This is a genomic window from Clostridium sp. 2218st1_F5_2218SCRN_220325 (assembly GCF_039062665.1).
Classification (GTDB): domain Bacteria; phylum Bacillota; class Clostridia; order Peptostreptococcales; family Peptostreptococcaceae; genus Intestinibacter.
On sequence record NZ_JBCLNH010000005.1, the window covers coordinates 52,125 to 75,163 of the forward strand.

17 protein-coding genes and 1 other annotated feature are annotated in these 23,039 nt (G+C 29.9%); all 17 genes read right to left on the minus strand.

Annotated elements, in window-relative coordinates; all coding sequences use genetic code 11:
• Positions 1-258: 258 nt before the first annotated feature.
• Complete coding sequence (locus tag ABCM86_RS04550; RefSeq protein WP_343003577.1) at positions 259-828, minus strand: hypothetical protein; 570 nt, start codon at positions 826-828, stop codon at positions 259-261.
• A gap of 16 nt (positions 829-844) precedes the next feature.
• Positions 845-1,462 carry a zinc ribbon domain-containing protein gene (locus ABCM86_RS04555; RefSeq protein WP_195931299.1) on the minus strand — a complete coding sequence of 206 codons (618 nt, stop codon included), beginning with the start codon at positions 1,460-1,462 and terminating at the stop codon, positions 845-847.
• A 109-nt stretch (positions 1,463-1,571) separates the two neighbouring features.
• Positions 1,572-2,222, minus strand: a complete 651-nt coding sequence (locus tag ABCM86_RS04560) for a response regulator transcription factor (RefSeq protein ID WP_195931298.1) — start codon at positions 2,220-2,222, stop codon at positions 1,572-1,574.
• A 15-nt stretch (positions 2,223-2,237) separates the two neighbouring features.
• Positions 2,238-2,873, minus strand: coding sequence for a hypothetical protein (locus ABCM86_RS04565; RefSeq protein ID WP_343003578.1), 636 nt, complete (start codon positions 2,871-2,873; stop codon positions 2,238-2,240).
• Positions 2,863-4,146, minus strand: coding sequence for a HAMP domain-containing sensor histidine kinase (locus ABCM86_RS04570; RefSeq protein ID WP_343003579.1), 1,284 nt, complete (start codon positions 4,144-4,146; stop codon positions 2,863-2,865). Before ABCM86_RS04570 ends, ABCM86_RS04565 begins: the two co-directional genes overlap by 11 nt.
• Positions 4,147-4,340: 194 nt before the next feature.
• On the minus strand, positions 4,341-5,216 hold the full coding sequence (locus ABCM86_RS04575; RefSeq protein ID WP_295735015.1) for a polysaccharide deacetylase family protein: 876 nt from the start codon (positions 5,214-5,216) through the stop codon (positions 4,341-4,343).
• 264 nt (positions 5,217-5,480) lie between these two features.
• The gene (locus ABCM86_RS04580) at positions 5,481-6,614 is read right to left on the minus strand and encodes a M20 family metallopeptidase (RefSeq protein ID WP_343003580.1); all 1,134 of its coding nucleotides are present in this window, start codon (positions 6,612-6,614) and stop codon (positions 5,481-5,483) included.
• 22 nt (positions 6,615-6,636) lie between these two features.
• Positions 6,637-8,061, minus strand: coding sequence for a Na+/H+ antiporter NhaC family protein (locus ABCM86_RS04585; protein WP_022072021.1), 1,425 nt, complete (start codon positions 8,059-8,061; stop codon positions 6,637-6,639).
• 181 nt (positions 8,062-8,242) lie between these two features.
• Positions 8,243-8,449 (minus strand) — a binding site (T-box leader).
• A 155-nt stretch (positions 8,450-8,604) separates the two neighbouring features.
• Positions 8,605-9,318 carry an HAD family hydrolase gene (locus ABCM86_RS04590; protein ID WP_295575365.1) on the minus strand — a complete coding sequence of 238 codons (714 nt, stop codon included), beginning with the start codon at positions 9,316-9,318 and terminating at the stop codon, positions 8,605-8,607.
• 25 nt (positions 9,319-9,343) lie between these two features.
• On the minus strand, positions 9,344-10,273 hold the full coding sequence (locus tag ABCM86_RS04595; RefSeq protein ID WP_295675047.1) for an LD-carboxypeptidase: 930 nt from the start codon (positions 10,271-10,273) through the stop codon (positions 9,344-9,346).
• A 182-nt stretch (positions 10,274-10,455) separates the two neighbouring features.
• Positions 10,456-11,958 (minus strand): glycerol kinase GlpK, encoded by a 1,503-nt coding sequence (gene glpK / locus ABCM86_RS04600; protein WP_195930723.1) that lies wholly within the window; start codon positions 11,956-11,958, stop codon positions 10,456-10,458.
• Positions 11,959-12,378: 420 nt separating this feature from the next.
• Positions 12,379-15,147: a magnesium-translocating P-type ATPase gene (gene mgtA / locus ABCM86_RS04605; RefSeq protein WP_343003581.1), complete on the minus strand. Its 2,769-nt coding sequence runs from the start codon at positions 15,145-15,147 to the stop codon at positions 12,379-12,381.
• 193 nt (positions 15,148-15,340) lie between these two features.
• Positions 15,341-15,841 carry a winged helix-turn-helix domain-containing protein gene (locus ABCM86_RS04610; RefSeq protein WP_343003582.1) on the minus strand — a complete coding sequence of 167 codons (501 nt, stop codon included), beginning with the start codon at positions 15,839-15,841 and terminating at the stop codon, positions 15,341-15,343.
• Positions 15,842-15,855: 14 nt separating this feature from the next.
• The gene (gene mgtA / locus ABCM86_RS04615) at positions 15,856-18,513 is read right to left on the minus strand and encodes a magnesium-translocating P-type ATPase (protein ID WP_343003583.1); all 2,658 of its coding nucleotides are present in this window, start codon (positions 18,511-18,513) and stop codon (positions 15,856-15,858) included.
• 136 nt (positions 18,514-18,649) lie between these two features.
• Positions 18,650-19,891, minus strand: a complete 1,242-nt coding sequence (gene glyA / locus ABCM86_RS04620) for a serine hydroxymethyltransferase (protein ID WP_295761583.1) — start codon at positions 19,889-19,891, stop codon at positions 18,650-18,652.
• A gap of 201 nt (positions 19,892-20,092) precedes the next feature.
• Positions 20,093-21,283: a M20 family metallopeptidase gene (locus tag ABCM86_RS04625; protein ID WP_343003584.1), complete on the minus strand. Its 1,191-nt coding sequence runs from the start codon at positions 21,281-21,283 to the stop codon at positions 20,093-20,095.
• Between the two features lie 185 nt (positions 21,284-21,468).
• Complete coding sequence (locus tag ABCM86_RS04630) at positions 21,469-23,022, minus strand: AbgT family transporter (protein WP_343003585.1); 1,554 nt, start codon at positions 23,020-23,022, stop codon at positions 21,469-21,471.
• Positions 23,023-23,039: the final 17 nt, after the last annotated feature.

Genomic DNA, 23,039 nt, shown 5'->3' on the forward strand with positions numbered 1-23,039 from the left:
TGTTATCATTATACTATAAACATTTCAAATCTGCATAAATACTTATTCATAAACTAGCTTTATATGTTTTATCAAAATAAAAATAAATATGTATATTTTTATTTCATATGGTAATAATACTACCTATAACAGTTGCTTTCCTTAATAAACGCTTTGAGCGTTGACCAAATTTTAATTATAACTTAAACAAAAAATCAGATAGATATCTATCTGATTTTTTATCTTAATTTACCTAATTTATATCTTTAATATAAGTTTTTAATAGTTTACTTCTACTTGTGTATCTCCCTCAACTTTATACAATATATGCCCTTGTGAATCACACATATTAATCACAACATAAGGATATTCTCCTCTGCTATGATACCAAGCTATAACTTCATTAAATAATGTATCTGGAACTTCACCAAATAGCTCTATTCCAAATCTAGTTGCATCTAGTTCCTCTTCTGGCACAGTCAAGTCCTGCCTAAATATATCTATAGTTATAGCACCATTATAAATATCATATTGCACATATGTGTCCTCATCTTCTAATACTCCGACTAACTCTTCTGTTAGAGATTCGAGTTGTGAATCATAAGTTTTTTGTTCTATTTGTTGTACTGCATTATTCGCCATATCTTTAAAGTCATCTGAAAAAATAATACTTTCTACAAAATTAATTAATTTTGCAAATAAGAATATGAATATAGCTATAATTACAAAAAGTACTACTAAAACTGTAACTATCCCAGCTACATTACTCTTCTGATTATTATTATTTTGGTTGTTATTATTTTCGTTGTTATTATTTTCGTTGTTATTATTTTCTTGATTATCGCTCATAATATCACCTTACTTTTTAATAATCATATATATATCGAGCATCTTCCATAACCTCATCAATAAGTGTATTTTTCATAAACTTACTTTGCGGAACTCCATTAAATTCTAATGCATATGCCTCAAAGTGATTATCATCATATAGTTTAAATTGTAAACAGCAACTTGTGTCTTTATCATAATATGAAAATGTCCCTTCAAACTCCACAACATCAAATCCATCATCTGATACAAAATAGTACCACTTAGTATTATCGAAATAATTTTCAAATGCAGTTCCTATCGTTGTATAACCATCTTCTTCAGGATAATCAAAAAAATGTCCATTTTTTACAGTTGAAATTTCTTCACTCATACCCGAATTAACACCAATTGCACTTATTATAACTACTATAGTTATTACTACTAAACAAACACTTATAACAATTTTAAATATATTTTTATTTTTAGGTTGTTCATTTATATTATTAACTTCTTTGGGGCTTTGATTGTAATCATTTTCATTTTGTTTATTTAAAGTATCTTTTTCTTGAGTGGTTTCAGAGTCACTTACATTCTGGTTTTGTAGGTTATCACCACAAGCACTACAGAATTTACTATCACTAGGTACGTCACTCCCACATTTTTTACACTTCATAAAAACTCCCCCTCATATTAAAATATATAACTATTTGTTAGTTCTTATGATATAATTTCCCCATAATAAAAACTCCTTTATAGCAATTTATGCCATAAAGGAGTTTTTATTATTCTTCCAATCTATAACCTACTTTAAATACAGTCTTTATATTATTTTTCAAGTCGAGTTTTTCTCTGATGCGTTGAATATGGATATCTACAGTTCGTGTCTCTCCACCATATTCAAATCCCCAAACTCTATCTAATATCTGATCTCTAGATAAAGCCATATTTTTATTTTGCAATAGTAAAATTAATAATTCGTATTCTTTTACTGTAAGATACACTTCTTTATCATTTAATTTAACACTTCTTTGTTTTGTATCTACTTCTATATTTTTAAACTTTATATAATTATTATTTTTATTGTATCTTCTTAAGACTACTTCTATTCTAGCTAATAACTCTATTGTTTCAAATGGTTTTATAATGTAGTCATCGGCTCCTAGTCTTAAGCCCTTTACCCTATCTAATACTGATTCTTTTGCAGTCACAAATATAACTGGTATACCATGTTTTTTTATTTTTTCAATCAACGAGAATCCATCTATCCCCGGTATCATAACATCTAATAAAATTAAATCTACCTTTTGTTTTTCTAAAAATTCTTGTGCTATGATACCATCTTCAGCTGAAAACACTTCATAGCCAACTAGTTGTAAGTTTATTGATATTAAATCTCTAATGGGTGCTTCATCTTCCACTACTAATATTTTCATTAAAAAGTCTCCTTTTTATGGATTTCTGACATACCTAGTGATAAATTTTCCTGTAATTGAAATATCTATTTCAAATCTATCTTCTGGATTATTTTTATTGACAAAAGTACAAATTTGATTTCCGTCAATATTATAATTCATATTATTTGTATCTAATTTATAAATATTTAAATCAAATCCCAATGCTTCTACAAAATTTTCTACAATATCTAAAACTTCATATTGATTTAGTAATGTAGTATTTACTTTATTATCTCCTTGATTAAAATCTCTGCTAACATATATATTATTTATCTGTTTATTTATAGTGTTTATTTCTATACCACATGATAAATTTGGACTAGACCAGCTTATATTCCAGTAGTACGATTCAGCTTGTCTATCATTTTTATATAAGTTGACATACATTTTATTATCTTCTTCACTCAGATCATTTCCCAGGATATTACCTATATAGTACTTGGCTATTTTTATAGCTTCATTTCTATTTACTAAATTACTACTTTCAGTTTGCGTTTCATTATAGCCACTTATATCATCTTGGTTGTATAGTACATTTTCTTTAAATGGATAAGAATTTGTTATATTAAACATTGAAAATAAGCCAATTAAAATAACTACTAATGCCAGAATTATTATTTTAGATTTCATTAAAATAATTCTCCTTATCAAATTCTAAAATCACTGTTGTTCCAATGTCTAACTCACTTTCTATATTAAGTAAAATATTGTGCATGCAACAAATTTCATTACATATAGAAAGGCCTAATCCTATCCCGTTGTTCTTTCTTGTTCTAGCTTTATCAACCATATAAAATGGCTCTAGTATTTTGTCCAAATCTTCTTTTGGTATTCCTATTCCATAATCAATAATCTTTAATATATATTTATTATTTTTATAATTTCCACTTATGTTTATAGTAGAAGATACATTGCTAGCTTTTATACTGTTATCTATAAAATTAGTAAGTAAAACTTCTAGTAGTTCTTTGTCTGCCAAAATATATACATCTTCTATTTTTATATTTAAGTGTATATCTTTTTTCTCAAGCTTATATCTTAGTATATTTTCCACACTGCTTAACGTTTCTCTAAGATTTACTTTTCCAAAACTTTTTTTCCTTTCTCTTATTAAAGTTAATTTTAATAAGGTAGAGTTTAAAGTTTCAAGTCGTTTCGCTTCAGAATTTATATACTTGTAAGCTTTTATTTTAATTTCTTCACTTACATTCCCTTTTAATAAAAGTTCTGAATAGCCTATAATTGATGTAATCGGTGTTTTTATTTCATGATTTAAACTGTCTATAAATCTTTGTTTTGATTCATTTAAATATTTTAATTCATCTATATTGTGTTCAATAACGTCTATCATAAGATTAAAATTATGCTCTAATACTCCTATCTCATCATTTTTTTTGCTTTCTACTACCCTTATATCATATTTACCTTTTGCTATATCTTTAGATATATCGCTTAAAGTTCCCAAAGGCTTAGTCAATTTTTTAGATATTATATACATACCTATAGATAGTATAGTAAGTATTATAAAATCAATAATTATAAAAAATTTATAGTTATTAAGCCTTTCTTCGTAAACTTGCTGTATATTTTTAGATATAATTAATTTAAAATTTCTATTTTCTAAGTTTACAATTGAACTTACAAATGCATACTTTTTATTATTTATAGTTCTTATAATAAAATATTTTTGGCCTTTTTTAGCCTGTAAAATTTCTTGTCTATCCCCCAATACTTTGTTTTTTAAATCAGATGATATTTCCTTGTTTCCCATAGAATATAGCTCTGTGTTGTATTGTTCTACATTATTAAGTGAATATCCATTGATGATTATATCCATCCAGTTTTTTATGTTAGACTCACTATCTACATCTATATTCATAAGGTAATCTGAATTTAAATACATAACTGATTCTACATTTAAAGATTTATACATTAAAGATTTTATTGCATTGTTCAGATTTTCACTATGAATTTTCTCTATTAATATTATTCCTCCACCGTTAAATAGCAACAGGAACAATATTAAGGAGTATAGAAATATCTTTTTCCAAAACTTCATTTTATCACCAGTTATTCTTTAATTTTAATTATTATATATTATACTAAAGTTCTGAATTCATATCCATTATCTTTAAAATATTTTATTATAGATGGTAAAGCTTTAACTGTTTCTTCTTTTCCGTATGTGTCATGCATTAATAGTACTACCATTTCTTTTCCTTGAGCAGTTTTTATAGCAAAATCAACTAATTGTTGTGCGTTTTTCTTTGGACCTTCAGCATCAGCATTTAGAGCATTCCAATCTATAGATGCTATTTTATTTTCATTTAAATAATCTTTTAATGGGTCCATGTTTTTCCATGACATATATCCACCTGGGCATCTCATTACATGTGTAGTAAAGTTTTCACCTAATATAGATTTTAATAATTTATCGTTTTTTTCATAATCTGCTTTGAAAGCTTCCATATCTAAATTGCGACCTGGGTATAATAATTTAAAATCATGGCTATAAGAGTGATTTGCTATTGCATGTCCACTATTAAATTCTTGTCTTACTAAATCTTTAGCAGTTTCTCCCCCATTTTCTATATTAGATCCTGTTAAAAAGAATGTTGCTTTTATATTGTTTTCTTTTAAAATTCTTAATACTTCCGGTGTATTTGTCTTTGATGTCCCATCATCAAAAGTTAAAAATACTACCTTTTTGCCATCATTTGTGTAATCATGATTATTTAATTTTTCTTGTACTTTTTTTGCATCATAAGTGTATTTTTTACCCTCTTCATTAACCCCTATTATTGGTTTCTTTGCTTCTGCCTCTTCTTGTTCTTTTTTTTGTTGTGCAATGGCTTGATTAACTTTTATATTGTGTTTTTCTATCATTTTTGCGAATGTTACACTTCCACCCCATATTACAACTCCACTAATACCTAAAACTATTGCTATTTTTTTTAAATTAAATCTTCTCATCTCAATCTCTCCTTGGTGTTAAATTATCTTGTGTAATTATAATAATCTATAGGGGTATACATTCTGATAATAACTTGTTTCAAAGTTGTAAAATATGAATTTTTCATACTGGAAATAAATTACTTATACATTGTAACTTTGATACCTGATTAATCTATAACTTATTATTTGATACTTAAATATGTTCAATCTTTTAAATAACGCAAAAAAACCGTGGCATAATTGCCACGGCTCTATATAAAACCAAATCTGTAAATATCTATATTACGATCTTGATAAATCAACTTTTCCAAGTAAAACATCATATCCTGTATAAGCAAGTGCCATTGCCCCAGTAAGTAGTCTTTCATGTCCTAATTCAGAAACTGTCGCCTGTGCTAATTCCACAGTGTGACCTGGTGCTGGACAAGCTGATACTTGTATATATGGGTGGATTGTAGGTACTTTATGACTTATGTTACCTATGTCACTTGAACCAGATGATTTTGGAGGTGCTATCTCAGTTATTCCAAGCTCTCTTAAATTTTGATTAAATGCTTCAGATAAGTTTTCATGAGTTACTAAATTATCATTAGGGAACTCATATCTTTCCATTTCTAAAGTTGCACCTGTCATAAGTGCTGCACCTTGAGCTATATTTTTAACTTTAGTAAGAATATCGTCTAAAGTTTCTTTAGTTGCTGCTCTAAAATAGAATTGAGCAACTGCTTCATCTGGAACTATATTTGCTGCAACTCCACCTTTTACTATTATTCCGTGCATTCTAACATCTGGAGTTACATGTTGACGAAGTGCATCAATACCGTTGAATAATTGTATTACACTATTAAGCGCATTTACACCATTTTGTGGACAACTTGCAGCATGTGCAGTTTTTCCTTTGTATCTAAATTCTAATGGATAAAGTGCTTGTGTTGTTCCACTTTTCATATTTACATCACTTGGATGAACAAGCATTGCAACATCAAGTTCATCAAATATACCTTCTTCTGCAAATACAACTTTTGCTCCGTTTGTTTCTTCTGCTGGAGTACCATATACTATGATTTTTCCTCCAATTTCATCTATAACTTTACTTAAAGCTATACCTGCAGCTGACGACATAACACCTATCATATTATGACCACAACCATGTCCTATTTCAGGAAGAGCATCATATTCGCATAAATAACCTATAGTTGCTCCTGGCTTTTTACTATCATATATAGCTCTAAATGATGTTTCTATTCCTAAAAGACCTTTTTCAACAGTGAAGTTGTGTTCTTCTAAAAATGCTATCAATTTTGATGATGATTTAAATTCTTCATTCCCTAATTCAGGATTTGCGTATATATAATCATTTATTTCACACATTTTAGCGTGTAATTTTTGTCCTTCTTGTAATAAAATATCTTTCATATTAATCCCCCTTAAATATATCTTAAGCCCATCCTATTAAAGATGCTATTGTTATAAATACTATTGCTGTCATAAATAATATTGCTTGAAGTGGTAATATCCATTTTAACCATTTTCCATAAGGAACTCCTGCCATACCTAAGCAAGCTATTAATACACCTGATGTTGGGAACATTGCATTTGAGAACCCATCTCCTAATTGATATATTAAAACACTTAATTGACGAGATATTCCAACTAAGTCACCAAGTGGTGCAAGTATTGGCATAGTAAGTGCTGCTTGTCCTGAACCTGAACTTACGAAGAAGTTTATGAACATTTGGATTACAAACATTATATATGATGCTATTAATGATGGTAATTGACCAACAACATTAGCTAAGTTAAATAATATTGTATCTATTATATTTGCATTTTGAGCTATTATCATTACTGATTTTGCAAGACCTATCATGATAGCTGCTCCTATCATATCTTTTGCTCCATCTGTGAATGCTTCTGCTATTTCGTTTGGTGCTAATTTACCAACTAAACCACTTATAATACCTAATCCTAGGAAAACTGCTGCTATTTGTGGTATCCAAAATTCTAATTTTAAAACTCCATATACTACTAATGCTATAGATGTAAATAATGCAGCTATTATTATTTTATGTCTTAAAGTAAATTCAGTATGTTCTGATTCTGTACTTTTTAATTTTTCACGTTTAACTTGATCATGTTCGAACATTGGACTAAGTTCTGGATTTTTCTTAATTTTCATAGCATAGAACATAACGAATCCACATCCTACAAGAGTTGATACAAACCAAACTAATGTACGGAATTCAACACCTGAATATAATTGTATCCCTGCTATTGATTGTGCTATACCTACTGTAAATGGATTAAGCATTGCTGCTGAGAATCCAAGGTTACAAGCTAAGTATGTAATTGCTACAGCAACTATACTATCATATCCTAATGCTAGTACTAATGGCATTAAAACTGCTACGAATGCTATTGCTTCTTCACTCATCCCAAATGTCGCTCCACCGATTGAGAACATAAACATTAATATTGGTAAAACTAAAATTTCTTTTCCTTTGAATACGTTTACTATTTTTAAAATACCTAAATCTATAGCTTTAGTTCTTGAAACTATACTAAATGCCCCACCAACTATAAATAAGAATGCTATAATTTCTCCACCTTGAACTATACCTTCAATTGGTGATTGTAATACATCGAATAAACTTTGTGGTTGACTTGCTATTGCTTTATAAGTTCCACTTACAACAACTTCTCTACCTTGATCATTAAGAACTCTATCGTATGCTCCTCCTGGTATTAAATATGTTGCAACTGCTACTAATGCAATAACTACTGCCATAATTACTAATGTATTTGGCATCGAAAATTTCTTTTTCTGTTTAACTTCTTTTTCTTGTGATTGTAATACTTCCATCATTTTTCTCCTTTTTCTGATTTTTCACTTTTTTATAATTATTTTGCTTTACTAAGAAACAAAAAAAGCCTCTTAGTAAATCTACTAAGAGGCGAATTATCGCGGTACCACTCTTATTGGTAAACTTTTGCTCACAATAAGATAGACACTTTTATAATCAAAAAAGCCCCTTGGAAAAAATCCAAGAGGCGAAATTACCGCGTTACCACTCTTATTGGTAAGAAAAAACTTACCCACTCAATCTCTTAAGGCGAGAACACCGACTGCCATACTAATTTCCTGCAGTCTTCTCCAAAGCTCTTTTCACAAAAATCTCAATGCTCAGCTTCCACCATCCTGAACTCTCTATAAAATTAATTTATGTTACTCTCTTTTTCGTTGAATTTGTTTTTTAAATTTTGTTTAACTTTATGATTTATTATTATATATAGACTTTTATTTTTTGTCAATATTTTTTGCATAATATTTTTTAAAGTGGAAAATATAATAATTTATTAGAAATTTTTATATTTCATTTTATCAAATAAATGCTAGAGCGTTTATCTACAATATATTTAAAACTTTTTCTGCTATATCATCAAAGTTTCCATTTTCAAATTTATTTATATCTATTTTCTCAGGATTTTCAAGATTATCAGTAATCAAGAAAGTCCTAACCCCCAATTTGCTAACTATCATATCTTCTAATGCATTATTTCCAACCATTATAGACTCTTCAGGTTTTGAATTTATATTTTTAAAAATTTCTTTATAGTATTCTAAATTTGGCTTGCAATAGTGACTATTTTCAAAAGTTGTAATATAGTCAAAATCATCTACACTAAGACCTATCCAATTTAGTCTTGTTTTTATTGCCGCCTTTGGAAATATTGGATTTGTCGCTAAAACTACTTTTAACCCTTTGTCTTTTATAGTTTTTATAAATTCAGCTCTATCTACTTCTTCTTGTAGAGTTTCTTTTACATCGTCAAATTCTTTTTCATAAAACTCCATGAAATCCCCTTCCATTTCGTCGTATTCTTTTTCCATCAACTCTGTAAAAGTAGATTTAAATATATCTCTATTCATTACTTTCCCATCATTTTTGATCATATTTCCCGTTCCATCCCACAATGCTTTTATAAGCATATCTTTATCGTATCCCATTGGAACGAATTTTTTGGATATAAGGTATAAATAAGATTCTATAAATTCCTTTTGATCGAAGGGGATTAATGTTCCATCTAAATCGAATAATACTGTTGTGATTTTTTCCATATTTTCTCCTTAGTTGATATTTATATTATTTATTATCTTCACAATTTGAATAATCAAATCTAACTGTTTTATTAGTAGCGTCTAAATAACACATAGCACCCATTGGAATTGTTCCAACTGGAAGGCAATGTCCACTTTGTAAATTATAAATTGTTGGTTTTTTATATAGTTTTGCTATTTCATCTACTATATCTTCAACTGACCAATCTTCATCTCTGACTTTTCTACAATTATCAAAATCACCAAATATAATACCTTTACAATCTTCAAATTTACCTGCCATGTGTAAGTGGTTTATCATTTTATCTACATTGTAAACATATTCGCTAGTTTCTTCTATAAACAATATTTTATCCTTAGTATTTATTTCATATTCAGTTCCTAGAGATGTATTTATCAAGCTTAAATTTCCCCCAACTATCTCACCTTGACATTTTCCATCATATAAAGTTATTATTTCTTCGCCTTTTGGATTTTCAAAATTTATCTCGCAGTCTGCAGATAAATTTTGAAATACTGACTCTTCCGTATATTCATCCATATCCACAAATCGTCTACCTACTGGTCCATGATAAGTTACTAAATCACATTTTTGATTAAATGCTATATGAAGAGCAGTTATATCAGATAATCCTAAAAATATTTTTGGATTGTTTTTAATAATATCAAAATCTATTAAATCCAATAATCTCGCTGCCCCATATCCACCTCTTATACAAAATACTGCATCTATATCTTTATCTTCAAATGCATCTTGTAAGTCCTTTGCTCTTAAATCGTCTTTTCCTGAAAGATATCCTCTATCTACAGAGTAACAACTTTGATACATTTTTACTTTGTATCCTCTTTCTATTAATGATTTTTCAACATCATCAATATTGACTTCACGCAAATGCCCTGAAGGAGCGATGACACCTATTGTATCACCTTTTTTAAGTCTTTTTGGCAATATCATAATACTAATCCTTTCATTTAAAAACCCTATGGATTTATTCCATAGGGATATTTTTTATATAAACTACTATACTATTATAATATTAACTTTATCTTAAATACGTTAATATTTAGCAATACTCTTTTTCAACCTTTATATTTATAAAGGCTTATTTTTAACTTATATATTTATCTATATCAAACTTAAATTTCGTCTTCTTTTGCCCATCCATATGAACATCCGACTGCCTTGTGCCAGCCCTTTATCTTTTTAGTTCTATTTTCTTCACATATTTGAGGAGTAAATACTTTATCTATCTCCCAGTTTTTAATAACTTCTTCTTTACTTTTCCAATATCCTACTGCTAATCCTGCTAGATATGCAGCTCCCATAGCTGTAGTTTCAACACATCTTGGACGCTTTACTGGAGCATTTATTATATCTGATTGCATCTGCATTAATAAGTTATTTTGGCTTGCTCCTCCGTCAACTTTTAATGATTCTAATTCTATTTTTGAGTCGACTTTCATAGCTTCCAAAACGTCATTTACTTGGAATGCTAGCGATTCTAAAGTTGCACGAACTATGTGATATTTGTTTACTCCACGAGTTAAACCTACTATTGCACCTCTTGCATATTGATCCCAATGTGGTGCACCAAGCCCTGTAAATGCAGGTACTACATAACATCCATTAGTATCCTCCACCATATTTGCCATATGTTCAGAATCTGCTGCTGATTCTATTATTCTAAGTTCATCTCTAAGCCATTGTATAGCAGCTCCAGCTACAAATATCGAACCTTCTAGTGCATAGTTTACCTTTCCATCAAGTCCCCATGCTATAGTTGTAACAAGACCATTTTCTGAATAAACTGGTGTCTCACCTGTATTCATAAGCATAAAGCAACCTGTTCCAAATGTATTTTTAGCCTCACCAGCATTAAAACAAGTTTGTCCAAATAAAGCAGCTTGTTGGTCTCCTGCTGCCCCTGATATTGGGATTTCCCCTCCTAAGAATGAGTGATCACAATATCCATATATTTCACTAGATTGTTTTACTTCTGGCAATATACATTTTGGAATATTTAATTCAGCTAAAATTTCGTCATCCCATTTTAATTCTTTAATATTAAAAAGTAAAGTTCTAGATGCATTTGAGTAATCTGTAACATGTACTTTGCCTTTAGTTAATTTCCAAATTAGCCAAGTCTCCACCGTTCCAAATAATAAATCTCCGTTTTCTGCCTTTTCTCTAGCACCTTCTACATTGTCTAATATCCATTTTAATTTTGTTCCAGAAAAATAAGCATCTACTATAAGACCTGTCTTTTCTCTAAATTTCTCTGTAAGTCCTTTTTCTTTTAATTTATCACAGTATTGAGAAGTTCTCCTACATTGCCATACTATTGCATTGTATATTGGCTCACCTGTATTTTTATCCCAAACTATTGTCGTCTCTCTTTGATTAGTTATTCCTATAGCAGCTATATCATTTGCAGTTGCATCGATTTTTGCCATAGCTTCTACAGCAACACCAAGTTGAGATGACCATATTTCATTTGCATCATGCTCAACCCAACCTGGCTTCGGAAAATATTGAGTGAATTCCTTTTGTGCTACACTAATTATTTGACCTTTTTTATTAAATAATATACACCTGTTACTAGTTGTCCCAGCATCCAGTGCCATAATATACTTACTCATCGTTATCTCCTCTCATATTTTCTTTTATTAAAAAAATATATTTATTATAAATCCGTTGTAATTTATCTATAAAACTTTTATGATTTGAATAAGTTGTATGTATTTTAATAAATCGTACCTATATATATTATTATAGTTTACAAAATATGTCCATTATATCAAAAAAACTGACTACTATTAAATAGTAACACATTTAATAAACAAAAAGAGAGTCCGAAAATTTTCCGAACTCTCAAAAAAATAATTTTATTTTTCAATAGCATTTAAAGGCTTCATACTCCAAAATACTACATTCATCAATATTACTATAATTATAATTATCAGTAAGCAAACCCAAAAGCCCATGTTAATTCCAAATAACTCTGTTGTATTAAAAAGTGTATTCCACATATTATTCCAATTCATTTTAACATACCTCCTCTATAACAATTCCCCAAAATGACGCACATAAGCTTTCTTTATACTAGTTGCCAATAACATGTACGCTATTATACATGGTATTAGGTAAGCAAAATAAGCGCCTGGTAATGAAACAAAGCCTAGTATTGTTCCAAGTGGTGTAAATGGTATAACTGTTAATACTATAATTCCAGTTAAGGTTAATAAACTCACAGGTAATGATGCACTGCTTTCAATAAATGGTAGCTTTGGTGTACGAATCATATGAATAACAAGTGTTTGACTCCACATTGATTCTACAAACCAACCAGCTTGGAACATAGCTATATAGTTAAATTGCATTTGCATTAACTCTGCTCCACTATATACACTTGCTAAATCATTATATAATACTCCATGTGATACAAATATTGGACAAAATACAAAGTACATAAAAATATAAGTTGTAAAGTCAAATATTGAACTTACTGGTCCCATCCACATCATAAATTTACCTACTGAAGACGCATCCCATTTTCTAGGAACCTTAATAAATTCCTCGTCTACATTATCCCATGGAATAGCTGTACATGATAAATCATATATTAAATTTAAACATAAAAGATGTATACTCATCATTGGTAGAAATGGCAATAATGCTGATGCTGCTAAAACAGAAAACATATTTCCAAAGTTAGATGATGCAGTCATTTTAATGTATTTAATCATATTTGCATATGTCTTTCTACCTTCAATGATTCCTTCTTCTAATACCATCAAATCTTTTTCTAATAGTACAATGTCTGCTGATTCTTTTGCTACATCAACTGCTGTATCAACAGAAATTCCTATATCTGCACATTTCATTGCCGCTGCATCATTGATTCCATCTCCCATAAAACCAACTGTATGTCCATTTTGACGAAGAACAGTTACAACTCTCGATTTTTGATCCGGCGTTAATTTTGCAAATACATCTGTTGTTTCTGCTATATTTGCTAACTCTTCATCTGACATGCGATTTATATCTGAACCAAGTAGCATATTTCTTACTTCTAATCCTACTTGTTTACATACAGTACGTGTTACTTTATCATTATCTCCAGTTAAAATTTTTGTTGCAATTCCATATTCTTTTAACGTACGTATTGCATCAGCCGTAGATTCTTTTGGTGGGTCTAAGAATGCAAGATATCCTAATAATACCATCTCACATTCATCTTTTACTCCAAAAGCTCCAACTGGTGATGGATTGCTTTTTTGTGCAATTCCAAGAACTCTAAATCCCTTCTCATTTAAATCATCAACTGTTTTTATAATTTTTTTACATAGTGAATCTGTCAAGTTTTGAACTTTTCCATCAAACTCAACATATGAGCAAATTGATAGCATCTCTTCAATTGCGCCTTTCGTAACCATTTGTGTTTTACCATTTATATCTTCTACAACAGTAGATAAACGTCGGCGATTAAAATCAAAAGGTATTTCATCTACTTTTTTATAGTGATTAGAAAGATTAATTAATTCCCTATTTTTAGTTTCTGCTTCTTCAGTTTTTTCAATAATAGCTAAATCCATTAAATTTTTATATCCTGTTTGGAAATAACTATTTAGATAAGCATGACGAAGCACACGCATATCTTCATCTCCATTTATATTAAGATGATATTCTAAAACTACTTTGTCTTGTGTTAAGGTTCCTGTTTTATCAGTACATAATACATCTATAGCCCCAAAATTTTGAATAGAATTTAAATTTTTAACTATAGTTTGTTTTTTACTCATTGCCACTGCCCCTTTTGCAAGGCATGTTGTCACTATCATTGGTAACATCTCTGGTGTTAATCCAACTGCTATAGAAATAGCAAACAAAAATGCATTTAACCAATTCCCTTTTGTTATTCCATTTATAAAGAATACAACAGGAACTAAAATCAACATAAAGCGAATAAGTACCCAAGAAACAGCATTTACACCTTTTGTAAAACTAGTTTCTACCGCTTCTTGTGCAACTGATACTGTCATTGATCCAAACAAAGTAGAATCTCCTACAGAAACCACAACAGCTGTAGCAGTTCCTGAAATAACATTGCTTCCCATAAAAGCAATATTATTATATTCTGTAATATTTTCATTTTTTTCTTGGATATTTCCTAATTTCTCAATAGGCTCACTTTCCCCAGTTAAACTAGCTTGGCTCACAAATAAATCTTTTGATTCTATAATACGTACATCTGCAGGTATCATATCACCAGCTGATAAATAGACTATATCCCCTACTACAACTTCCTCAAGTTTTATTTCTTGTTTTTGCTCTTTTCTTGTAACTGTACAAGTTGTTGTAATCATATCTAATAACTTCTCTGCTGCATTACCACTTCTAGATTCTTGTATAAAACGAAGTGTTCCAGAGATAACAACCATTGTCACAATTATTACTACTGTTAAACAATTAAAATCATCTGGATTACTTCCAAATAGTGAAAAATAAGGTAGTATCATATCTGTTACACATGATACAAGTGCTAAGCAAAACAAAATTATTGTAAAAGGATTTATAAATGCATCTGCAAGTCTAGAAAATAAAGATTTTTTCTTTTCTTTTGTTATCTTATTTATTCCATATTTATTACGGTGTTTTGATGCCTTTTCAGTATCCAATCCTCTTAATGTTGTTTCTAAAGAGTCTAATACTGTTTTTATTGGTTGAGTTGCCGCAAAATGAATGCGACTTTCTTGTTCTTTTTTTATAATTTGACTTTCTGTTACTTTATTAGTAGCTATATTATTTTTTATCATTTTTTTATTCATCGTAATTACCTCCTTTTTAAGAAGCAATCCGATCTATATTAATATTTCACCGGGTTGCTATATTGTTTTTTCTCTTACCATCAGGGTCCATTTATATTTTCACTCCTTTCTCATTTGCAACTAACAGTATAAGAAAAAAATGCAAGTAATTCCATTGCGAAATTCTTGCATTTTTCTTGCGATGTATTCAGTTTTATAAATCATCATTAAATTTATATCCTATTCCCCAAATTGTTAAAATATATATTGGTGAATCTGGATTTGGCTCTATCTTTTTTCTTAATTTCCTTATAAAAGCCATAATATTACTGTCATCTAAAAGATATTCACTATCCCAAACAGCTTGATAAATCTGCTCTTTTGTCAAAACTTCACCCCTATTTTTTACAAGAAATAATAAAATGTCATATTCTTTAGGTGTAAGTGAAACCTCTTTATTATTATAAAGAACTCTTCTCTCTTTAGGTCTTATTGTAAGGTTGCCAATTTCTATAATATCAAAGCAATGTTCTTCATAAGTAATATCATCATCTATTTCTAACATTAAACTATTATTACTTCCGTCTAATAAACCTTCAATACCTTCTTTAAATTCATCTATATTACCTACATCTAGTGGTGCAGCCTTTAATTTTTCTAAAAGCCAACTAGCTAGAGAAGAAGTTAAATTAGCAAATTCAATTTTCTTTTTCATTTAAACTCCCTCCCTTATATTAATTCTTTATATTTTTTTACATACCATGATTTTGCTATAGTTACTAGTGATATATAGAGCAATACAACTAATAACAAAAATACAAAATAACTTAAAGGCATTTTAGTAAGACCTACAAAATGTCCAACTGGTATTATAGTCATAATTGTAAATAGAATAATTCCTATAATAGTAACTAAAATAACTGGTTTTGCTGGTTTACTTTGTATAAATGGTATTTTCTTCGAACGCAGTGAATATAAAATCAATACTTGTGACCACATAGATTCTAAAAACCATCCTGTTTGGAACAGTGTAATAAATATTTGTTGTGATTCGTGGTTCAAACTTGCAAATGTCCCTCCGCTTATTGTTGGACAAAGCCAGAAGAATAAAAATATAAATGTTGTTAAATCAAAAATTGTACTGATTGGTCCAAAAAATAACATAAATCGTCCTAAAGTTTTTCCCGACCAATCTCGTGGCTGACAATATAATTCTTCATCGACAGTATCCCATGGAAGAATCAAACATAAAACATCATATAGTAAATTTAAAAGTAGTAATTGTATAGAAGTCATTGGGAAAAATGGAAGTAGAACACTTGCAATAACTACAGCTAATATATTTCCAAAATTAGAAGATGCAGTAATACGAATATATTTGCTCATATTTACAAAAACTTTGCGTCCTTCTAATATTCCTTCTTCTAAAATATTTAAATCCTTTTTTAATAATATTACATCTGCAGCTTCTTGAAGCGCCTCGGTTGCACCTTCTGCTGATATTCCAACGTCTGATTGCAATATGGCATGTAAATCATTCATTCCATCCCCCAAAAATCCTACTGTATGCCCATTTTCTTGTAAAATTTTAATTATTTTTGCCTTTTGCTTAGGAGATAATTGTGCAAATATTGTTGTCTTTTCGCATAATATTGATAACTCATCATCTTTTAACTCAGATAGTTTTTCTCCAACGATTACGTTATCTGTATCTAAGTTTAGTCGTCTACAAACTGATACAGCAACCCTTTCGCTATCTCCTGTTAAAACCTTAATAGGTACATTCAATTTTTTTAATTGTTCTATTGCTTCTTGTGCACTTTTTTTAGGAGCATCAAAAAATGTTAAATACCCAAGTAGTATTAAATCATTTTCATCATCTGGCATAATATACTTTTTATTAATATTTTTATAAGCAACAGCGATGACCTTCATCCCATCTTCTTGCATTTCATCAATAATATGATGAACACTTTGTATATCCATGGGATAAACTTCACCTCTATATTCAGCATATGTACATTTTTTGCATACTGTCTCAATATCGCCTTTTACAATCAATAAATTTTTATTATTTAAATTCGATTTTTCATTTATGTTATTTTCACACAATACGCTAACATATTTTCTATTATAATCAAATGGTAACTCGTCCAATTTCTTATACTTCTTTAATAGTTCTAAATAATTAAAATTCGGCATTCTTTCAACATGGCAAATCGCATCATCTAAATGATTTTTAACACCTGTATGATATAGACTATTTAAATAAGCATACTCTAATACTTGTTTGCTTTCATTTCCCAAAATATCTATATAATATTCTAAAACTATTTTATCTCCAGTTAATGTTCCTGTTTTGTCGACACAAAGAACATCCATACTTCCAAAGCCCTGCATTGCATTAATATTTTTTACAATGGTATCCTTTTTCCCCATAACAGAACTTCCCTTTGCAAGGCAGGCATTTATGACCATAGGAAGCATCTCAGGTGTTAATCCTACTGCTACTGATAATGAAAATAAAAATGCTGATAGCCAGTTACCTTGAACTAATCCACATGAAATAAATACAAAAGGTACTAAAATAGCAATAAATTTAATTAATACACCTGCTATCGAATTTGCCCCCTTGTCAAATCCATTCTTGCGAATATTTACATCTCTACTAATTTCTCCATAAACAGTTTCTTTGCCTACTGCTAGTACAATTCCTTCTCCAATTCCACCAATAACTAAAGAGCCTGAAAAAACAATATTGTTGTAATCATTTAAACTTATACTTTCTTTTTTATCTACTATGTCAGTATTTTTTTCAATTACTATGCTCTCCCCAGTTAACATAGATTGAGAAATAAATAGTTCATTAGACTTTATAAGTCGTATATCTGCTGGTATTCTATCTCCAGCATAAAATTTCACTCTATCTCCCACAACTAATTCATTTGATGAAATTTCTTGCCACTTTCCATTTCTGCGTGTCTGAACATTTGTATTAATAAGTTCAATCAATGAATCAACCGCTTTTTTTGAACGCATTTCTTGTATAAATCGTACAAATCCACTAATTAAGAATATTATAACCAGCATTAAAAAAGTTGTTGCGTTACGCCTATAGTTAGAAGTAAATATCACATCAGTAAAAAAAGAAACTAAAATTAAAACTAATAAAATCATACTGAAAAGATTATTAAAAGATCTAAAAAATCTATATAAAGTAGTTTCTATTTTCTTATCATCAATATTCAGACCGTATATATCTCTATTAAAACGAACTTGTTGTTGATTATACCCATCATCACTTATATTAAAATCCTTATACATTTGTGAAATATCTTTCTTAGCATATTCACTAACACGACTTTGAATCTGACTTCCCGTTTTCATAAACTTCACCTCCTTTTTTATTGTATCATGCTTGATAAAATTAAATTCTTGCTTTTTTCTTGTTTAAACATAAAAATACTCCCTCCTAGCAAATATATTTATCTGCAAAAAGGGAGATTTTATAGTCTCAAGATTTTTAGTCCATTAAATTATATTCCTCATATAATGGATATTTTTTAGTAAGACCTATTACTAATTCTCTAGCTTTGTCTTGATTTTTATGAGTTAAGCATAAATCTATAGCTTCTGCAATTACTTCCATATCTTCTTCTACCATACCTCTTGTTGTTACTGCTGGTGTACCTATTCTTATACCACTTGTAATATTTGCTCCGTGTGGGTCGTTTGGTATAGCATTTTTATTTACTGTTATATATGCTTCATCTAGTAGTTTTTCTGCTTCTTTTCCTGTTATATTTTTATTTGTGAAATCTAATAGTAGTAAGTGGTTGTCAGTTCCTCCACAAACTAATTTAAAATCTCTTTTATCTAATTCTTCTGCTAACTTTTTAGCATTTTTTACAACTTGAGTTTGATAAGATTTAAATTCAGGTTGTAGTGCTTCTTTAAAGCAAACTGCTTTTGAAGCAATTATATGTTCAAGTGGACCACCTTGTATTCCTGGGAATACGGCTTTGTCGATTGCTTTTGCGTATTTCTCTTTACAAATTATAACTCCACCACGAGGCCCTCTCAATGTTTTATGTGTTGTAGTAGTTACAAAATCTGCAACTTCTACTGGATTTTGATGAAGACCAGCAGCCACAAGACCTGCTATATGGGCCATATCTACCATTAAATAAGCCCCTACTTCATCTGCTATCTCTTTAAATTTTTTAAAATCTATTTCTCTAGGGTATGCACTCGCCCCAGCAACTATCATTTTTGGTTTAACTTCTAATGCAGTTTTTCTAACTTCATCATAATCTATTTTTCCATCTTCACCTACACCATATTCAGTAAAATCAAAGTACTTCCCTGATATATTAACCGATGAACCATGAGTTAGGTGACCACCTTGAGATAAATTCATCCCCATTACTTTATCCCCTGGTTTAAGCATTGCAAAATAAACTGCTAAGTTTGCATTAGCACCTGAATGTGGTTGGACATTTGCATGTTCTCCACCGAATATTTCTAAAAGTCTATCTATAGCTAATGTTTCTATCTCATCTATATATTCACATCCACCATAATATCTTCTACCACTATATCCTTCTGCATATTTATTAGTTAAATGACTCCCCATTGTCTCCATAACTGGAACTGAAACTATATTTTCTGAAGCAATTAGCTCTATGTTTCTTTGTTGTCTTTCTAATTCCCTCTTCATACTTGCATATATTTCAGGATCTGAAGCTTTTAAATTCTCAAACATCTTATCCTCCTATATGTAACCCCTTTAAGTTCTTATTTTGACATATATTAGATAGTTTATAGAGAATTTTTACACTTTATAAACCTCTATATTTAAATAAATTTTGTCAAAATATTATAGTATTCAGTATATCAATTTTAATATTTCAAAACAATTGTAAAGTCTAATTTATATGTTTTTATATTTTATTATATAAGATAATTATTTTTCATATTTATTTAAAAAATCAATTGCATATTGAGCATATAATGCAGTACCTATTTCTAAACTATCTTCATCTATTGCAAATCTTCCATTGTGATGGGCATAACAACATTGCTTTTCATCATTTTTGCATCCTACAAATGCTAATGCTCCTGGAATTTGTTCTAAATAAAAACAGAAATCTTCTCCACCTGTAACTTTTTCAAATTGGTAGTTTCCATCTTTGCCTAGTATTTTTTCAACAGAGGCTTGTCCAATTTCTGAGCATCTCTCGTCGTTTACTACTGCTGAACCTGCAAAGTCGTATTCTAATGTTGCTGTTGCTCCAAATGCATCAGCAGTGTTTTTTATTATTCTCTCCATTTTTATAGGAAGTTGTTTTCTAAGCTCAGGGTCAAAACATCTAGTCGTTCCTTCCATACGACCCTCTTCCGCTATAACGTTTAATCTAGTTCCTGAATGTAATAATCCTATTGAAAGAACTAACGGATTATGCGGTCTTGTCTCTCTACTTACTAATGTCTGTAAGTTCATAACTATTGCAGAACTTGCAACAACAGCATCTATACAGTTTTCTGGTTGTGAACCGTGTCCACCCTTACCTTTTACATCTATATAGAACCAATCTGTTGATGCCATTCTTGGCCCAGCTTCTAGTGAAACTTTACCTACAGGAATTTGTGCCCATATATGTATTGCAAATATACTGTCGACACCGTCAATTGCTCCATCTCTTATCATTGCAGGTGCACCTTTTGCGTTTTCTTCTGCTGGTTGGAATATTAATCTAACTGTACCGTTTATTTGATCTCTCATTCCATTAAGTATTTTTGCTGCTCCTAAAAGCATCGCCATATGTGAATCGTGTCCACAAGCATGCATATTTCCATCTATTTTTGATTTAAAATCACACTCTGTAAGTTCTTCAACTGGTAGTGCGTCCATATCTGCTCTTAATGCTATCGTCTTTCCTGGTTTGCTTCCTTTTATATCAGCTATAACACCAGTCCCTCCAGCACTTACATATTCTATCCCCATTTTTTCTAATTCTTCTTTTATTTTTTTACTAGTTTCAAATTCTTCTAAACTAAGCTCTGGGTATTGGTGAAAATGTCTTCTAAGAGATATAACATAATCTCTATATTCTCTTGCCAATTCTTTTATATCCACTTTTAATATTGACTCCATTTTTTATACCTCATTTCCTAAATTAATTTTGCTATAATAATTCTTCTTTTTTAATTATACATATATTATCTGTTGATTAAATTATATTTTTGTTAAATTGAATTAAAGAGCTATCTCAAATCTGATATAGCTCTTTAAAATGTAATAAGTATTCTAATTTTAAGTTTATAAATCAGATTAATTTCCTACGTAGTCATATATATACTTCCACCGATTCCTAATGGCAAGTTAAATACTATAAACACTAGTAGTAATAATATCCAAGCTATTGCAAATACCAATGAATATGGTAACATAGCCGACATAATTGTACCGATTCCCATGTCTTTGTCATATTTTTTAGCATATGCAAGTATAACTGGGAAATATGTAAATATAGGAGATATTGGGTTAGTTATTGAATCCCCTATTCTATATGCCATTTGAGTTAATGCTGGTGAATAACCTAATAACATAAACATCGGCACAAATATTGGTGCCATTATAGCCCATTTTGCAGACATACTTCCAACAAATAAGTTTATTACACCTGAGAATAAAACAAATGCAATTATTAATGTTGGACCTGTTAATCCGACATTTTCTAACCACTCTGCACCGATTATCGCAAGTAATGAACTTAAGTTAGATGCGTTGAATAATGCTAAAAATTGTCCAGCTGCAAAAGCTAATACTATGTAAGAACCCATCCCTGAAATTGAATCATATAATAATGCTGCAACATCTTTATCACTTTTGATTTTTCCTGCAACAACACCATATACAACACCAGGTATAAAGAATAATAATGTTATAAGTGGTACCATACCAGCCATTAGTGTTGAATTTGATGATACTAATGAACCTGTCTCTGTATCAGCCATAAATGCATTTGGCCCTATACATAATGCTACTACTATTACAACAAATACTAATACACTTAATCCTGCATATTTTAAAGCTTTCTTTTCTTTACCTGTAACTTCTGCTGTTGCATCATATCCAGTATCTTCATATGGAGTTCCATCAAAACGAGGTGCTATATATCTTTCAGTTACAAATGTACCTACTACTGTTAATAATACAGATGATGCACATAAGAAATAGTAGTTCATCGCTGGTGTACTTGTATATGATGCCTCTATGATTTGTGCTGCTGGTATAGTAAATCCTGCAACTAATGCATCTGACATTGATATTATTATATTAGCAGAGAAACCTGCAGCAACACCTGCATAAGCTGCAAACATACCTGTTAATGGATGTCTACCTATTCCTAAATATATTAATGCTGCTAACGGTGGGAATACAACAAACCCTGCATCTGCAACACAGTTTGCTACTATCCCTACTAATATAGTAGTTGCTGTAACAAGTTGTGGCGGTATTTTACCCGCAAATGATTTTAATAATGATTCCATCATACCAACTTTTTCAGCAAGTCCTGCACCAAGCATCGTAACTAAAACTAATCCTAATGGCGCAAAGCTTGTAAAGTTACTAACTACATTTTTTAAAAATAATTGCATTTGTTCTTTTGATAATAAGTTTACTGCTGCAACAGTTTCGCCAGTACCTGGGTGAACCGCTGTAACACCTGAATTAGCTACTATAACTGATATCCCTATAATTAAAAACCATAAAATAACAAATATAGTTACTGGGTCAGGCAATTTATTCCCCACTATTTCGACCCTATTTAAAAACCTCATAAATAAACTTGGTTTTTTTACAACTTCTTTCTCTTTTCTTAATTCCAAATCTACTTCTCCTCTTA